Source organism: Nitrosospira multiformis, from assembly GCF_900110185.1.
Taxonomy (GTDB): domain Bacteria; phylum Pseudomonadota; class Gammaproteobacteria; order Burkholderiales; family Nitrosomonadaceae; genus Nitrosospira; species Nitrosospira multiformis_A.
The window spans coordinates 1-15,840 of record NZ_FOCT01000004.1; the positions used below are offsets into that span (position 1 = coordinate 1).

At 53.6% G+C, this 15,840-nt stretch carries 18 protein-coding genes; 3 read left to right on the top strand and 15 right to left on the bottom strand.

Annotated elements, in window-relative coordinates; translation table 11 throughout:
* Positions 1-337 precede the first annotated feature (337 nt).
* Positions 338-1,087, bottom strand: coding sequence for a Nif3-like dinuclear metal center hexameric protein (locus BMY01_RS05635; RefSeq protein WP_074745167.1), 750 nt, complete (start codon positions 1,085-1,087; stop codon positions 338-340).
* Between the two features lie 79 nt (positions 1,088-1,166).
* Here BMY01_RS05635 and BMY01_RS05640 point away from each other — a divergent pair, with 79 nt between their 5' ends.
* Positions 1,167-2,363, top strand: coding sequence for a S1C family serine protease (locus BMY01_RS05640; RefSeq protein ID WP_074745169.1), 1,197 nt, complete (start codon positions 1,167-1,169; stop codon positions 2,361-2,363).
* A gap of 87 nt (positions 2,364-2,450) precedes the next feature.
* Here the strand turns inward: BMY01_RS05640 and tatC are convergent, their stop codons facing one another.
* The 13 genes from tatC to hisG all read right to left on the bottom strand — a co-directional run bounded on the left by tatC (position 2,451) and on the right by hisG (position 11,899).
* A complete protein-coding gene (gene tatC / locus BMY01_RS05645) occupies positions 2,451-3,251 on the bottom strand; it encodes a twin-arginine translocase subunit TatC (protein ID WP_074745171.1) in 801 nt (266 codons plus the stop codon).
* A gap of 153 nt (positions 3,252-3,404) precedes the next feature.
* Positions 3,405-3,827 carry a Sec-independent protein translocase protein TatB gene (tatB, locus tag BMY01_RS05650; protein ID WP_074745173.1) on the bottom strand — a complete coding sequence of 141 codons (423 nt, stop codon included), beginning with the start codon at positions 3,825-3,827 and terminating at the stop codon, positions 3,405-3,407.
* A gap of 103 nt (positions 3,828-3,930) precedes the next feature.
* Entirely contained in the window at positions 3,931-4,155 is a 225-nt protein-coding gene (gene tatA / locus BMY01_RS05655; RefSeq protein WP_011380165.1) for a Sec-independent protein translocase subunit TatA, read from the bottom strand.
* A gap of 38 nt (positions 4,156-4,193) precedes the next feature.
* Positions 4,194-4,547, bottom strand: coding sequence for a histidine triad nucleotide-binding protein (locus BMY01_RS05660; RefSeq protein WP_074745175.1), 354 nt, complete (start codon positions 4,545-4,547; stop codon positions 4,194-4,196).
* Complete coding sequence (locus BMY01_RS05665) at positions 4,548-4,913, bottom strand: phosphoribosyl-ATP diphosphatase (protein WP_074745177.1); 366 nt, start codon at positions 4,911-4,913, stop codon at positions 4,548-4,550. It abuts the gene before it with no gap.
* A complete protein-coding gene (hisI, locus tag BMY01_RS05670; protein ID WP_074745179.1) occupies positions 4,910-5,302 on the bottom strand; it encodes a phosphoribosyl-AMP cyclohydrolase in 393 nt (130 codons plus the stop codon). Before hisI ends, BMY01_RS05665 begins: the two co-directional genes overlap by 4 nt.
* Positions 5,303-5,332: 30 nt before the next feature.
* Complete coding sequence (gene hisF / locus BMY01_RS05675) at positions 5,333-6,091, bottom strand: imidazole glycerol phosphate synthase subunit HisF (RefSeq protein WP_074745181.1); 759 nt, start codon at positions 6,089-6,091, stop codon at positions 5,333-5,335.
* A gap of 233 nt (positions 6,092-6,324) precedes the next feature.
* Positions 6,325-7,098: a 1-(5-phosphoribosyl)-5-[(5-phosphoribosylamino)methylideneamino]imidazole-4-carboxamide isomerase gene (gene hisA / locus BMY01_RS05680; protein ID WP_074745183.1), complete on the bottom strand. Its 774-nt coding sequence runs from the start codon at positions 7,096-7,098 to the stop codon at positions 6,325-6,327.
* Between the two features lie 66 nt (positions 7,099-7,164).
* On the bottom strand, positions 7,165-7,803 hold the full coding sequence (gene hisH / locus BMY01_RS05685) for an imidazole glycerol phosphate synthase subunit HisH (protein WP_074745185.1): 639 nt from the start codon (positions 7,801-7,803) through the stop codon (positions 7,165-7,167).
* Positions 7,804-7,826: 23 nt separating this feature from the next.
* Positions 7,827-8,414 carry an imidazoleglycerol-phosphate dehydratase HisB gene (hisB, locus tag BMY01_RS05690; RefSeq protein WP_074745187.1) on the bottom strand — a complete coding sequence of 196 codons (588 nt, stop codon included), beginning with the start codon at positions 8,412-8,414 and terminating at the stop codon, positions 7,827-7,829.
* A 59-nt stretch (positions 8,415-8,473) separates the two neighbouring features.
* Positions 8,474-9,580 (bottom strand): histidinol-phosphate transaminase, encoded by a 1,107-nt coding sequence (hisC, locus tag BMY01_RS05695; protein WP_081353760.1) that lies wholly within the window; start codon positions 9,578-9,580, stop codon positions 8,474-8,476.
* 270 nt (positions 9,581-9,850) lie between these two features.
* Positions 9,851-11,155, bottom strand: a complete 1,305-nt coding sequence (hisD, locus tag BMY01_RS05700; protein ID WP_175463222.1) for a histidinol dehydrogenase — start codon at positions 11,153-11,155, stop codon at positions 9,851-9,853.
* A 60-nt stretch (positions 11,156-11,215) separates the two neighbouring features.
* Positions 11,216-11,899, bottom strand: coding sequence for an ATP phosphoribosyltransferase (hisG, locus tag BMY01_RS05705; RefSeq protein ID WP_074745191.1), 684 nt, complete (start codon positions 11,897-11,899; stop codon positions 11,216-11,218).
* Positions 11,900-12,403: 504 nt separating this feature from the next.
* On the opposite strand from hisG, the gene BMY01_RS05715 reads away from it, so the two are divergent.
* Positions 12,404-13,429, top strand: a complete 1,026-nt coding sequence (locus BMY01_RS05715; protein WP_254772623.1) for a DUF6733 family protein — start codon at positions 12,404-12,406, stop codon at positions 13,427-13,429.
* A gap of 43 nt (positions 13,430-13,472) precedes the next feature.
* Positions 13,473-14,126: a hypothetical protein gene (locus BMY01_RS05720; RefSeq protein ID WP_074745197.1), complete on the top strand. Its 654-nt coding sequence runs from the start codon at positions 13,473-13,475 to the stop codon at positions 14,124-14,126.
* Positions 14,127-14,388: 262 nt separating this feature from the next.
* Here the strand turns inward: BMY01_RS05720 and lpdA are convergent, their stop codons facing one another.
* A complete protein-coding gene (gene lpdA / locus BMY01_RS05725; protein ID WP_074745200.1) occupies positions 14,389-15,840 on the bottom strand; it encodes a dihydrolipoyl dehydrogenase in 1,452 nt (483 codons plus the stop codon).

Consider the following 15,840-nt stretch of genomic DNA (forward strand, 5'->3'; position numbering starts at 1 on the left):
CCCGCAAACAGCACCCCACACGCAAGCGTAACCAGCCTCAGCCAAGGCTTCATTAACATCTGCTTCTCTCCTTTACTCCGTAATGATGTTGTTGTGTCTGGACCTGCAATTCCTGCCTGCTGCTGTTCGGAAATACGTCAAACCCATTGAAACAGACGAATTTCCGGCTGGAATACCCCTAGCGATTTTAAAATTATTGTGGCGATACTGTATCGCTGGTTTATATAAACCGGTAGCACCAGTACGGGGACTCTTTCTGGTGCCACTGAGAACTCTTTTGAGGGGAATATTCAGTCACAAAGCCTCGACACCTTCGCCGATTTGTTTTTCACACACTTCATACAGGATTGTCGATGTCGATATACTGGTGGCTGACGCCGAATTTTTCAGAAATGTGCTCTCCCAGGGCTTGCACGCCATATCGCTCGGTGGCGTGATGCCCGGCTGAAATAAAAGCAACGCCGGACTCCCGCGCAAGATGTACGGTTCGTTCGGAAATTTCCCCGGTGATAAACACGTCTGCGCCGAGATCGATGGCGTCACCGAAATAATCCTGGGCGCCGCCGGTACACCACGCCACCCGATTTACCGGCCGTGCGTCGTCGCCGATCACCAGCGGTGTACGGGAGAGCGCTTGTTCTACACTTACCCGTAATTCTTTCAGGTTCGATACGTTCGATGGCAGGGTTCCAAACATGCCGATACCTTGATCCCCGAAACGACCGGTTTCCCGAAGCCCCAGTTTATGGGACAACCGCTTGTTGTTGCCCAGTTCGGGATGAGCATCCAACGGTAGATGATAGGAGAGCAGGCTGATGTCGTGCGCCAGCAGCAGCGCAATGCGCCGCCGCTTCATTCCGGTCAGGCAGGGATTCATACCGCGCCAGAAATATCCGTGATGCACCAGGACCGCATCGGCCCCAGCCGCGATAGCAGCTTCGATAAAATCGAACGACGCTGTTACGCCGCTTACCAGTTGCCGCACTTCGCGTCGCCCTTCCACTTGCAGCCCGTTTGGGCAATAATCATGAAATTTTGCAGTATCGAGTAATCGGTTCAAATAGGCTTCGAGGTCATTCACTTGCATCGCTGCTCACCCAGTCGCATTCGTCTATGATTTAAAATCAATGCTGCTATTTTATCCCTGATTCCACATCTCTCAATCTATGCACAAGCTCTGGCTAGTTTTCGCGCAAGCTACCACGATAGTTCTGGCAGCCCTGTTTGTCGTTTCGACTTTACGCCCAGGTCTATTACCCTGGCAATCCGGCGACGGCGCTGTCGTAACCATAAAGGAAGCTCCGGCTGACAAGTCACGCAAGGCAGAGGTCGAGCCTGCCCCTGGGAGCTTCAGTAGCGCGGCGAAAAAGGCTATGCCCTCGGTGGTGAATGTATTCACCACCAAGGAAATCAAGTCTGCACCCCATCCCTTCATGGAGGATCCTTTCTTCCGACGTTTCTTCGGAGATCGTTTCGAGTCCCCCCAAAGCCGGCGCGCTGCCAGCCTGGGGTCCGGAGTAATCGTGAGTTCGCAGGGATATATCCTTACGAACCATCATGTCATTGAAGCGGCGGATGAAATCGAGATTGCGCTGGCGGACGGCAGAAAAACGAAAGCGCGGGTCATCGGCTCCGATCCCGAAACCGATCTTGCAGTGGTAAGAGTAGATATGGAAGGACTTCCGGCCATAACTTTCGGATACTCCGACAATGCGCTGGTCGGCGATATTGTCCTTGCGATCGGTAATCCTTTCGGTGTGGGCCAGACGGTAACGATGGGTATTATCAGCGCACTCGGACGAACTCACCTGGGTATCAACACCTTTGAAAATTTCATTCAGACCGATGCCGCCATCAATCCGGGGAATTCTGGCGGTGCACTGGTGGATGCATCGGGTAACCTGATCGGCATCAACACTGCGATAGTCTCCCGAACGGGAGGATCACTTGGGATAGGCTTTGCCATTACAGCAGGTGTGGCCAAGCAGATCATGGAGCAGATCATCCGGACAGGGGGCGTGACCCGTGGCTGGATCGGCGTGGAAGTACAGGATATGACGCCGGAACTTGCGGAGTCGTTCAAGCGGCCGACTACCAGCGGAGCGTTGATTGCCGGCGTGCTCAAGGGAGGACCCGCAGACCGTGCCGGAGTGAAGCCGGGGGACATTATTGTAGGAGTGGGAGGAAAAGAGGTCACTGATTCATCAGGCATGCTCAATCTGGTAGCGGCATTACCTCCCGGAAACATGGCGACCATTACAGTCATGCGTAACCAGAACAAGAAGGCAATCGAGATCAAGGTTGGAAAACGTCCCAAGCCTCAGCCTCAGGAGCAGTTTCAGGAGCCCGAGGAGTTGGAATAAAAGCGGTTGTAGAGGATGCCGCAGTGACTATGGCGTGAAATTGGAAATTATCTGAGCGAAAACGTGCTGTTTCCCCTGAGCAATAACTCAGCTCCTTTTTCTTTCCTCTGTTTCGGTCTGGTCGGAAGGGGAATTCGTATCAGGACCGCCCGCGCCCTGATAAACGGCCAAAGTTTCCGAACGCCCGATGATTCCTGCGGCTAATATCCCAACTTCATACAGCAGGTAGAGCGGCACCGCCAGCATGAATTGGGAAACAACATCCGGCGGCGTAAATATCGCGCCAACGACAAAAGCGCCGACAAGAACATAGCGGCGCATCGCCTTCAGCTTTTCAATGGTAACAAGGCCTATTCGAACCAGTATCACAACGAATATGGGTACCTCGAATGTGATGCCGAACGCGATGAACATGGTCAGCACAAAATCCAGGTATTTGCTGATGTCTGTCATCACTGCCACGCCTTCCGGCGCGAAATGGGTAATGAATTCGAACACCAGGGGAAGGACGGCAAAATAGGCAAAAGCCATGCCGCACCCGAACAGAATGCTGCTCACCAGCACCAGTGGCAGTACCAGGCGCCTTTCGTGGGAATACAATCCGGGGGCGACGAATGCCCATATCTGGTAGAGGGTATGGGGCAGGGTAATGATAAAAGCAGCCATCATGGCCACTTTCATGGGTACAAAGAATGGCGTAACCACTTCCGTCGCGATCATCTGCCCCCCTTGGGGAAGTTTCTCGAGCAAAGGCTGCGCTAATAACGAATAAAGCTCACGGGCATAGTAGGCGCAGGGCAAAAAGCCGAGCAGAATACCTCCACATGCCCGCAGCAGTCTGGCCCGCAGTTCGACCAGGTGCGAGATGAATGTTTCGTCGGCACTCATGTGATGGAAAGTGGGCGGGAAAGATTAGACCGATCACTTATACCGACTGTCGACGGTGAAGTACAGCGCGGATGAGGTACAAGCATGCGTTCAATCGATTCCTGAGCAAGTCTTCCGGGAGGCGGGATTATTCAGCAGTTCTGCGCTCGCGATTTACACCTGGTCCGGTGCGTTGGAATTCTTCGTAGATTGCACCGGCGGCGGAGCAGGTTCGGCCGAAGTCGGAGAGGAATTTTGTGGGGGTGTGGAAGATTCTGCCGCAGAAGGGGCCGTAGTAGGGGGAGGCATAGCGGAAGCTTCAGCACCTGCCTCTACCGTTTCTCGAAACTTATCCAGCCCGGTATGTACCGAATTTTCGATTGAACGACCCGTTTCCTCCACTGAAGCTTTCCATTTTTTCAGCTCGTCCAGTTCAATTTCACGCTGAATATCGCTTTTGACATCGTTGACATAGCGCTGTGCCCGCCCGAACAGATGTCCTAGCGTACGCGCCACTTTGGGGAGTCGTTCCGGACCGATCACGATCAGTGCGACTGCCGCGATGACCAGAATTTCCGAGAAACTGATATCGAACATTTTGGCAAGAATAACGGCTGGATCAAGCGATCAATAGCGACAGCCTCACTTCTTGCTCGCCGAGCCGCCGGGCTGTCACCGTCTTGTCGGCGCTATCCGTCACTCAGGATTTCGACTGAGCCTTATCTTTGATATCGGCATCGATAATCCGGGCCTCGGTGTGATTATGCGCAGATATCTCCTCTTCATCCGCGCTTTTTACACCTTCGCGGAAGCCCTTCACCGCGCCGCCAAGATCGCTTCCCAGATTACGGAGTTTTTTGGTACCGAATACCAGAACAACGATCAGCAGAACGATCAGCCAATGCCAGATGCTGAATGATCCCATTATTCCTCCTTTATCCCTTATCCTTTGCTCATTACCCTTTACTTCCCGCGAGCAATCATTCCCGGCAGGCGTTCCATGCCACCAATGATGTGGATGTGCAGGTGATGTACTTCCTGGCCGCCTACTCGGCCAGTATTGATTATCGTACGAAAACCATCCGTACAACCTTGTTCCCTTGCCAGCCTGGGCACCAGTACCATCATCTCCCCGAGCAAAGCGCTATGAGCATCTTCCACATCGGCAAGCGAGTTGATGTGCAGTTTGGGTATCAGCATGAAATGTACCGGTGCCGCCGGGTGGATATCATGGAATGCATAAACGCGGGCATCCTCATACACTTTCTCGCTCGGAATTTCTCCCCGCACGATCTTGCAAAAAATACAACTGTCCATTTACTTATCCTGATTCATCCTGCCTGTTCCGTTATCTGCCTGTCCTGCTTTGCGGGCAGCTTTTTCATCAATTCCTGAAACCCCTTCCCGCCGGCGTAACTCATCCAGCACATCCCCCAGCTTCAGATTATGATGAGCCAGTAACACCAGACAATGAAACCAAAGATCCGCCGTCTCGCGCACCACGTGCCCGCTGTCCCCATCTTTCGATGCCAGCAGAATCTCCGCTGATTCTTCCGCAATCTTTTTCAGAATCTTGTCCCGCCCGTCATGCAGCAGCTTCGCCACATAAGAAGCATGGGGATCAGACTGTTTACGTGCCTCTATGGTCTCGGTGAGGCGAAAAAGAATATTGGGATCGGTCATCGCTGCCCGTAGATCTCTTCGGGATTCTTGATGACGGGTTCGGTCACCAGCCACTGACCCTGTTCCAGTTTTTTGAAAAAGCAATGATATCTGCCAGTATGACAAGCAACCCCTCCGACTTGTTCCACTACCAGCAGCAGGACGTCCTCATCACAATCCAGCCGGATTTCTTTTACTTTCTGCACATGCCCGGATTCTTCACCCTTATGCCAGAGTTTTTTGCGCGAACGTGACCAGTAATGGGCCTCTCCCGTTTGCACGGTAAGTCTCAATGCCTCGGGGTTCATCCAAGCCACCATCAATACTTTATTGCTGGTTACATCCTGTGTCACGACCGGCACTAATCCGTCCGCACACCAGTTCACCTTGTTGAGCCATGTATCAGACATGAATATGCCGGAGTTTGATCGATCCTGTTACTATAGTCGTACTTCAATACCATGTTGTGACATATATTCCTTGGCCTGGCGAACAGTATATTCGCCATAGTGGAAAACGCTTGCAGCCAGCACGGCATCGGCATGACCTTCCACGATTCCATCAACCAGATGCTGCAGATTGCCTACACCGCCGCTTGCAATCACCGGTACATCGACCGCGTCTGACACCGCGCGGGTCAGCGCCAGATCGAACCCATCCCGGGTCCCGTCTCTGTCCATACTGGTCAACAATATTTCTCCAGCTCCCAGAGATTGCATTTTCTTAGCCCATTCAATTGCATCGAGTCCGGTAGGCTTGCGCCCCCCGTGCGTGAACACTTCCCATCCTTGTCCCGCACGCTTGGCGTCTATCGCCACGACAATACATTGAGAGCCATAACGCCCCGCCGCATCAGCCACCAGTTGGGGGTTTTGTATGGCCGAAGTGTTGATGCTTACCTTATCAGCTCCCGCATTCAGGAGACGGCGTACATCTTCCACCTTGCGAACGCCGCCGCCCACTGTCAATGGGATGAATACCTGGGCTGCCACTTCTTCGATGATATGAAGAATCAGATCACGGTCATCGGAACTCGCGGTAATATCGAGAAAGGTCAGCTCATCCGCTCCCTGATCATCATAGCGGCGTGCTATTTCGATGGGATCTCCCGCATCTCGAAGTGAGACAAATTTGACTCCCTTGACAACACGTCCGTTTGTAACATCAAGACAGGGAATGATACGCTTGGCAAGACCCATAGACACCTCTGGATACCGCTAAAAACCGCAAAGTTTGTAGGCTTCCGCTATGCGGATTATCTGGTTTTGTCCCTCCTTGCGCTCCGGGGTCGCAAGGAGGTCGAAGAGGTCGAATTTGTAGAGGTATCCGCAAGAGCCGCGCTTTCCGTAAGGGAGTTGTGGTTGTAGAAAAAAGAATGATCCGAAACAGGAATTGCTCCAGTCTGTATGACTGGATGAGATAGGGTGTTTCATCAAAAGAGAATTGTTGTATCCCTGGGGCTTGATTTGGTGCTTAGCTCGTCCGCTAGCTCTTGGGCCACCTTGAAGTCGAGTGCCCCTTCGTAAATGGCGCGTCCCGTTATTGCACCTGCAATACCCTCCGGTTCGATCTCGCACAGCGCCTTGACGTCATCAAGACTGCTCACGCCCCCACTGGCAATGACGGGAATCGTCAACGCCCTGGCCAGCTCCATGGTCGCCTTCACATTGACACCACTCAGCATGCCATCGCGCCCGATATCGGTATAGATGATTGCCTCTACACCGTAGTCTTCGAATTTTTTCGCAAGATCCACCACGTCATGCCCCGTCACCTTGGACCAGCCATTGACCGCCACCTTGCCATCCTTTGCATCCAGCCCGACCATGATATGGCCGGGGAAAGCATTGCAGGCGTCGTGGAGAAACCCCGGTGTCTTCACTGCCGCCGTGCCGATGATGATGTAGGTAATACCGTCATCGAGGTAACGTTCGATGGTTTCCAGGTCGCGTATGCCGCCGCCGAGTTGAGTCGGAATCTCGTCCCCAATGGCGTCTACAATGTCACGGATTGCCGGCTCGTTCTTCGGTTTGCCCGCAAACGCGCCATTCAGGTCTACCAGATGCAGTCTTCGAGCGCCCTGATCCAGCCAATGCCTGGCCATGGCAGCAGGATCTTCAGAAAATACAGTAGCGTTTTCCATCACACCCTGTTTCAGTCGTACACAGTGACCGTCTTTCAAATCTATAGCGGGAATGATAAGCATGTTGAATCAGGATAAAAAATGAATTGAGTTTCAAAATTCGTAGCGGCGCGAACCTTCTAACGTTTCTCAAGCGGGCTTCCATCGGACAAAGTTATTGAGGAGCGTCAGGCCGGCCGTATGGCTTTTTTCGGGGTGGAACTGAACGGCAAAAATGTTATCTTTCGCCACCGCACAAGTAAAATGAAAGGGATAGGCACTGTGGCCCGCCGAATTGGCGTCAGCGGTTTCGACATAGTAGCTGTGTACGAAATAAAAGCGCGAATCATTGGCAATGTTTTTCCAGAGGGAATGCTCGACTGTCTGATGGACCTGGTTCCAACCCATGTGCGGCACCTTGAGCTTCTGCCCTTTTTCATCTTTCATTGCGCTTGCGGGAAAACGCTTCACTCTTCCCGGCACGATGCCTAGGCCGGATACATTGCCCTCCTCGCTGCTCTCGAACAGCATTTGCAGGCCGATGCAGATACCCAGGAATGGTTTGTTGGCGGCCGCATCCCGCACGGCTTCGCGCAACCCGACTCGATCCAGTTCACGCAGGCAGTCCGGCATGGCGCCCTGTCCGGGAACGACCACGCGCTCTGCTTTCCGCACTACTTCAGGGTTATTGGTGACGGCGATGACAGCCTCGGGAGCAACATGTTCCAGTGCTTTGGCTACGGAACGCAGATTTCCCATGCCGTAGTCAACAATTGCAATATCAGTCATACCGCATCTATGAATGTGGGAAATTACAGAGTGCCTTTGGTGGAGGGTATCGCACCCGCTGCCCGGGGATCGGCTTCCACCGCCATGCGCAGCGCGCGTCCGAACGCCTTGAATATGGTTTCCGCCTGGTGATGCGCATTTGCGCCGGATAAGTTATCGATATGCAGGGTAACCATGGCGTGGTTGACAAAACCCCGGAAAAATTCGCTGATGAGATCGACATCAAACTCGCCGATACGCGCGCGCACAAACTCGACATTGAACTCCATTCCGGGGCGGCCGGAGAGATCGATCACCACCCGGGAGAGGGCTTCGTCCAGCGGCACGTAGGAATGACCATAGCGGCGCAAGCCGCTCTTGGTCCCAACGGCTTGGGTGAATGCCTGCCCAAAAGTGATGCCGATATCTTCCACCGTGTGGTGAGCGTCGATATGCAAATCTCCCTCGGCTGAAACCTCGAGATCGATCATTCCGTGACGCGCCACCTGGTCCAGCATATGATCGAGAAACGGCACCCCTGTAGCCAGCACCGCCTTTCCGCTTCCATCCAGATTGACTTTGAGGTTGATGCGGGTTTCCAGCGTATTACGGTTGACCTGAGCGTGACGCATGCGAGGAATCAGGTGAAATAAATCGAATAAAACTGCAATAAGAAAATCGGGATAGGGCGTCAGGCTTTCGCTTCAACCTTCACAAGCAAAGTTTGCAGGACCGCCAGAAACTGCGCGTTTTCATCGGGCATGCCCACGGTCACCCGCAAGCAGTTTTTGAGCAATGGGTGAGCGCCGTCCAGATTCTTGACCAATATGCCACGTTGTTTGAGCTCCTGAAATACCTGGCCTGCTTTATGATCCTGGTTCAGGCGAAACAGGATGAAATTCGCATCCGTCGGAAAAACCTCGATACCTTCCAATTCCGCCAGCCGCCTGCTCATCGATGAACGTTCAACCTTGATGGCCGCCGCCTGTTGCAGCAGGACATCACGGTGCTGCAGTAATTTCTCTGCAATTCGTTGAGTAACGATTCCTACATTATACGGCAACCGCAATTTTTCCAGCTGCCTTAGCCATTCGGGTTTTCCCGCCAGCAAACCCAGCCTCAAGCCAGCCAGTCCCAGCTTCGAAAGTGTGCGCATCAGCAACAGATTGGGATGATGCGCGAGCTTGTCCATGAAACTCGCATCGGCGAAGGCATGGTAAGCCTCATCGATGACCACCACGCCGGGAGCAGCGTCAATAATACGTGAGATTTCAATGGCGTCAAACAGGTTACCAGTAGGGTTATTGGGATAGGCGATAAAGATGACCGCGGGCTGGTAGCGGGCAATTGCGGCGAGCATTGCCTCCGCGTCGAGTGAAAAATCGGGATGTAATGGGACCCCCACATAATTCATCGAAGCAAAAGTGGCAATCATGCGAAACATGACGAATGCAGGCTCCACACTCAACAATACCGCGCTTGGCTTCCCGCATGCTAAAGCAATAATCTGGATGATCTCATCCGAACCATTGCCGAGCATGATATCCATCCCGTCCGGGATGCTCAATGCCTCGCGTAACGCCGCTTTGAGCGCTGCTGCATCGGGGTCGGGGTAGCGGTTGACCGGCGTCTCACCTGCAAGCTTCGCAATTTCATCGCGCAATTCCGCGGGAAGCGGGTAAGGGTTTTCCATCGCATCCAGCTTTATCATTCCGCGTGCGGGGGGCACGTGGTAAGCGGAAAGCGCGAGAATTTCGGGGCGAATGATCTGATCGGGGGAAAAAGGCATAACAGCCAATTCTACCTCATGGTCGAGTTAATTACCGCAGGTTTATTCGTCACCCCTGCGAGCCCGATGTCGATAGTTCCTTGAGTCTGAACCGATGAGACCATAGGGCGTTCACTACCTGATATCTCCTGCATCCGCTGAACGCAGCGTGGCTCGAGCAGTGCGGTAAATTCCTGAGTGTATTTGCTGGAGGGTGGATTGAACGCTCTGGCCGGCTTCCGGGTTTCCCGGCGGGGAAGAGAAATGAATCCAGAAGAGATTCTCAATTTTTCTCAAGGGCTATTTTTTTGTGTAACGATATTCTGCTGACATTGCGTGTGCCTGCAGTCCTTCGCCATGGGCTAGGATGGAGGCAATTGCGCCCAATTTCGCTGATCCCTGCTCCGATACCTGAATAATGCTGCTGCGTTTCTGAAAATCGTATACTCCGAGGGGCGATGAAAAGCGTGCGGTGCGGGAAGTAGGCAGGACGTGATTGGGGCCTGCGCAGTAATCTCCCAGCGCTTCCGATGTATGGCCACCCAGAAAAACCGCGCCCGCATGTCTTATTTTTTCCACCCACTTTTCCGGCTGTTCTACTGATAGCTCCAAGTGTTCGGGCGCGATACGGTTGGCGATTTCACAGGCTTCTTCCAGATCACGCACCTGAATCAAGGCGCCCCGGTTTTCGAGCGAAGTCCGGATTATCTCCTTGCGCGGCATCGCTTCCAGTTGCCGGACGATACTCGCCGCGACTGTTTCGATAAAATGAAGATCGGGTGACAGCAGGATCGCCTGGGCCAACTCGTCATGCTCTGCCTGGGAAAACATGTCCATGGCAATCCAGTCCGGATTTGTTTTACCATCGCAGATGACCAGAATTTCGGAAGGTCCCGCGAGCATATCGATCCCTACCACACCGAAAACATGCCGCTTGGCTGTTGCCACATAAGCGTTTCCCGGGCCGACGATCTTGTCCACGCGAGGTACGGTATGGGTGCCATATGCCAGTGCGGCCACGGCTTGAGCGCCCCCTATGGTGAAAACCCGATCAACCTCGCAAATGGCCGCAGCAGCGAGCACCAGCTCATTTGCTTCGCCCTGTGGAGTGGGTGTCACCATGACAAGTTCGCCCACTCCTGCTACCTTGGCGGGAATTGCGTTCATCAGTACTGATGAAGGATAGGATGCCTTGCCGCCGGGAACATATAGACCGGCACGATCGAGAGGGGTGATTTTCTGCCCAAGTTGCGTTCCGTCAGGCTCCACGTAGCTCCAGGATTGCGTCAACTGTTTCTCATGATAGAGGCGGACCCGTTCCGCGGCCTGCTCCAGCGCGTTACGTTGCTCCGTAGGCAGGTTATGAAGAGCTTGCTGCAGGCGCTTTCGTGGCAATTCCAGATCCGCCGACGATTTTGCATCTAGATGATCGAAACGGAGCGTGTATTCCAGCAAGGCTTTATCTCCCTGCGTCCTGATCTTCGCGAGAATATCTGCGACAGCAGCCTCCAGTTTTGCATCCTGGGCGTTTTCAAACGCCAGCAGTTCCGACAGCGCCTTATCGAACTCGGTATCGGCAGAAGACAGTCTCTTTATCGAAATCATGAGTGGTAAAGAAAGGGATAAGGGATAAACGAGTGGTTGCAGTTGCAGTTCCGGCACCGCTCAGGTCGCTGCTCCAAGGGGATAAGGAGATAGAGGTGTAAGGGGGGTAATTGCAGCCGAGAAGGCTTCCAGCATCGGTTGTATTGCCCGGCGTTTCAATTTCAACGCTGCCTGATTGATGATCAGTCGCGATGAGATCGGCATTATTTCTTCGACGGGCTTGAGATTGTTCGCTTTAAGCGTATTACCGCTTGAAACCAGATCCACGATTGCGTCCGCCAATCCTACCAGGGGAGCAAGCTCCATTGATCCATAAAGCTTGATGAGATCGACATGCATCCCTTTTTCCGCAAAGTGTTCACGCGCCGTCTGTAGATACTTGGTAGCCACTCGCACTCGCGCGCCGCGCCGGACTGCGGATTCATAGTCAAAATCGCTGCGTACAGCCACCATCATGCGGCACCGGGCGATATTCAAATCGAGAGGCTGATAGAGCCCCGCGCCGCCATGCTCCAGCAGTACATCCTTTCCCGCAATGCCTATGTCCGCCGCGCCATATTGCACGTAGGTCGGTACATCCGAAGCACGCACGATGATTAGCCGCACATCGTCGCGATTGGTGGCGAGGATCAGCTTGCGTGATGTTTCGGGGTCATCCAGCGGAATAATTCCCGCGGCTTTCAGCAGGGGTGCGGTATCGTCAAAAATCCGCCCCTTGGAAAGGGCGATGGTGATGCTCGTCATGAAGAATGCGCAAAGGCTGTATTTTACCGCAAAAGTCGTTGAGCCGGTTTGCCCGACAATTCAAGGACGAATGACAATCCCGGGATTCCAGCAGCAGGCTCCTGAAAATGACTTCGGGAAGCAGAAAAATGACGTCAGCAAGTCAGGATTTCCGGAATTGCCGGAAGATGAGATTCGGATGAGATGGGGATGAAGTACAGCACAGTTGCCAAGACTCGGCTCACGATAACTCGTTCACAATTTCTTCACAAAACCACAACATTTGGTTCACATATTCATAACGTATACTTCACATCAAACTAACAAGTGCATCACATATTGTTCACAATATGTTCACGCCCTCGTGGGGTCCGTTACAAACAAGTACAAAATTCAACGTCAATACAACGAGAAAGCGAACTGTAAATGTCAGTACTACCGGAAGCAAGTAGCAGAGTCAACACAATTATATCAAGGGGAATAAAGAAGTATCTGCGCCTTTGTTTGTTTCTCGGCGCCGCCTTTATGTCATCCAACGCACTGGCACTGGCGCAAACAGAAGATGAGCTCAGGAGGAAACTGGAACTGCTGGAGGCGAGAATCGCTGAGCTGGAAGGACGACTGGAGAATCAGGAGGCTCAGGACGTGCGTGGCAAAGGGCATCATGGGGGCGTGAATCTGAAGAGGTCTCCGTCCTCTGGCGTTGCGCATCCAGCCTTTGCGCAAACCGAGGGCGAGCCCAGGAAACCCGAAGCCAAGGAGATCAAAGAAGCCAACGTGGCGCATATGAAGGGGCATGCAGAAGGCGGATGGCAGGCTGCTCATGACAAAGATCATGGCTTCGACAAGGAGAAATTTCACGGTGGCGTGACCTTGAAGCAGGATGCGTTCTTTGGTTTCCAGACCATACTCGATGCTGGTTATGAAGTTGCCGACAACATCGACTTCACCTTCTACAGCTGGCTTTGGACAAGTCCCAACTTCGGCCGCAGCCGGGTAATCGCCGGACCTAACGGCATGCAGGTGGACGCAGGTGGTAACGGGTTATGGACCGAAGTCGGAATGGGTTTGAATTTTCGCCTTTTCAATGACACATTGAGCATCAATCCGCAGTTCGGTATTCTCAACGGCGCGTTGCTTTCCAGCCGGATTGTCGGCAGAGGCATTCGCGCTGGCGAAGGCATAGTGCCGAGCATCACCTTCAACTATGACAACGGATTTTTTACCGGGCAGGCGTATCTTGCTTACTACGCCGCTATTCGTGACGAGCGCGCCAGGGACTTCATCCATAACTGGATCAACGTCGGTGTCAAGCCGGCGCTGTTCAATTTCAAAAATGTCCCGATCAATTCTATCGGGATTCACTGGGAGCACCTGCGGTTTCACGTAGACCGGATTGAAGGCAATCCCGGTACGCTCTACAACTGGATCGGCCCGTACGTCGAGTTTGCACTACCCATGCATCTCGCCTTGCGCTTCGCCGCTGGCGCCGATCTCAAGGGTGAAGTATCCAACGAGTTCTATCAGGCCAGCATCAAGATGCATTTTTAAGGTCGAAGGCGCTATTGGTCCAATGGTAACTTCAGGAAAAAAAATGAAGCAGAAGCTGGAGCATCTCACAAGCTCGGAATTGAGAGCCTTGATAGCGGAACTGCGGCCGTTAGAGGTGTGCGATCTGGTGGAGCGTGAACATCAGGTACTGGCTGCGCGGCAGATGCTCGAATCCTTGTCGGAACAACTGCGGCACGCCAAAACGGAAGCAAAGGCGGCTCACCGGCAGTTATGCAACTGGCGCCTGTCTCACCCGTTTCGCACACGACTGCATTATCTGGGATGGATGCCTTCCCGATTTCTTGCAGAGCGCGAGTCGAGCAAATCTGCATCGGAGACGGAAGTGCTGCAATTGACCGAACGTGTTTATCTTGCTGCCGAGCATGTCAAAAAAATGGAGTGTGAGGCGGAGGCGCGGATTCAGTCGGAACAGGCGCCGGTAAGGGGGCGCATTGCCGAGTTGGAATACCTGTGGCAGAAGAGGGTTGCCCAGGAACAGGCGGAGCGGAAGCAGACGCAGGAGCCAGCCAGCAACCTGGCGCCATTCAGGGTGCACAAGCTCAAGCGGGAGATGAAGGCACAGGACCTTCATCCTGCGGAGGCTGGCCGCCCTTCCGCCAACTCATCCCACAACACCGGTACAGTGGCTAAACCGAGAGAGTTCCGGAAGGTGGTCAGCAGGGTAGGCAAAGGATAGACCTGTCATTCGCTTGAGCTTATTGAAAGACTTCGAAGCAGCCGTTGTCCCAATCCTGACTCCTGACTCCTGACTCCTGACTCCTGACTCCTGACTCCTGACTCCTGATTTGAGCTTGTAGAAGAGTACAAGAGCCAAAAGGTTAAAGGACTCAAAATCTGCCCCCGGTGGAATGGGGTACTTGAAGGCACGGGCCACGGTTGAACACCTTCCGTGACCTTGAAGTACTTCCCGATCTTTCTTTGGGACCTCGCTCCACTCCTTAAATATGTATCGCCCGCTTATCCACCGCCAATGCGGCCTCATGCACGACTTCTGATAGAGAAGGATGGGCGTGGACGATGCGCGCGATATCTTCACTGCTTGCTGCGAATTCCATTGCCACCACAGCCTCGGCAATCAATTCGGAGACGTAGGGGCCAATCATGTGAATACCCAGAATACGATCAGTACCTGCGTCCGCAAGCACTTTGACGAATCCAGCGGTTTCTCCCAGTGCACGTGCGCGTCCGTTTGCCATGAAGGGGAATTGTCCGGCTTTATATTCCACACCGACCGCTTTCAACTCCTGTTCGGTCTTGCCCACCCAGGCGATTTCGGGTGAGGTATAGATAACCCAGGGGATTGCGTCAAGATTTACATGACCAGCTTGTCCCGCAATCATTTCTGCAACCGCCACACCTTCTTCGGAAGCTTTATGCGCCAGCATGGGACCGCGCACCACGTCTCCCACTGCATATATATTAGGCAGATTGGTGCGGCACTGGGCATCCACCTCGATACGTTCGCGCTCGTCCAACTTTAATCCCACATTTTCTGCACCCAGTCCGGTAGTATTAGGCACACGCCCGACGGCAACAATCAGTTTATCCACCTCGAGTTTTTGCGAGTTTCCGTCCACATCGGAATACTCCACGGTGATGTTATCCTGTCCCGCGGTAATGCCGTTTATTTTGACGCCGGTATTTATAACCAGGCCCAGTTCCCGGGTGAAGATTTTTCGCGCTTCCTTCGACACCTGTTCGTCCGCGCTCATGAGAAACTCGGGCAGGGCTTCTAGAATAGTCACCTCCGCACCCAGCCTGCGCCATACACTCCCCATTTCCAGACCGATGACGCCCCCGCCGATCACTCCCAGCCGTTTCGGCGTTTCGGCCAGCGCCAGCGCCCCTGCGTTGTCCAGTATCCGTTCATTGTCCACGGGCGCGGCGTCTAATTGACGAGGCACTGAACCCGTGGCGATGATGACGTGCTCGGCCCCGACAGTCTCCACCTTGTCCCCATTCCTGATTTCAATCTGCCAGAGTTCACGAGCGGCTTCGTTATCCCTGTCGCGCTTGCGCAGCGTCGCCCGCCCGTGCAGGGGTGCGACTTTGTTCTTCTTCAGCAGCATGGCAACGCCGCCGGTGAAGTTTGCAACGATCTTGTCCTTGCGACCTATCATCGCCGGAATGTCTATGGACAGACCCTCCACTTTGATACCATGGGCAGAGAACTTACGGGCGGCACGCTCGTAATTTTCCGAGGATTCCAGCAATGCCTTCGAGGGGATGCAGCCGACATTCAGACAGGTTCCGCCGAGGCTGGGTTTGTCCTGCTGGTTTTTCCATTCATCGATACAAACGGTTTTAAGGCCCAGTTGCGCACAACGAATTGCCGCCACATAACCGCCTGGACCGGCACCGATTACAGCCACGTCAAAAGATTGAGACAT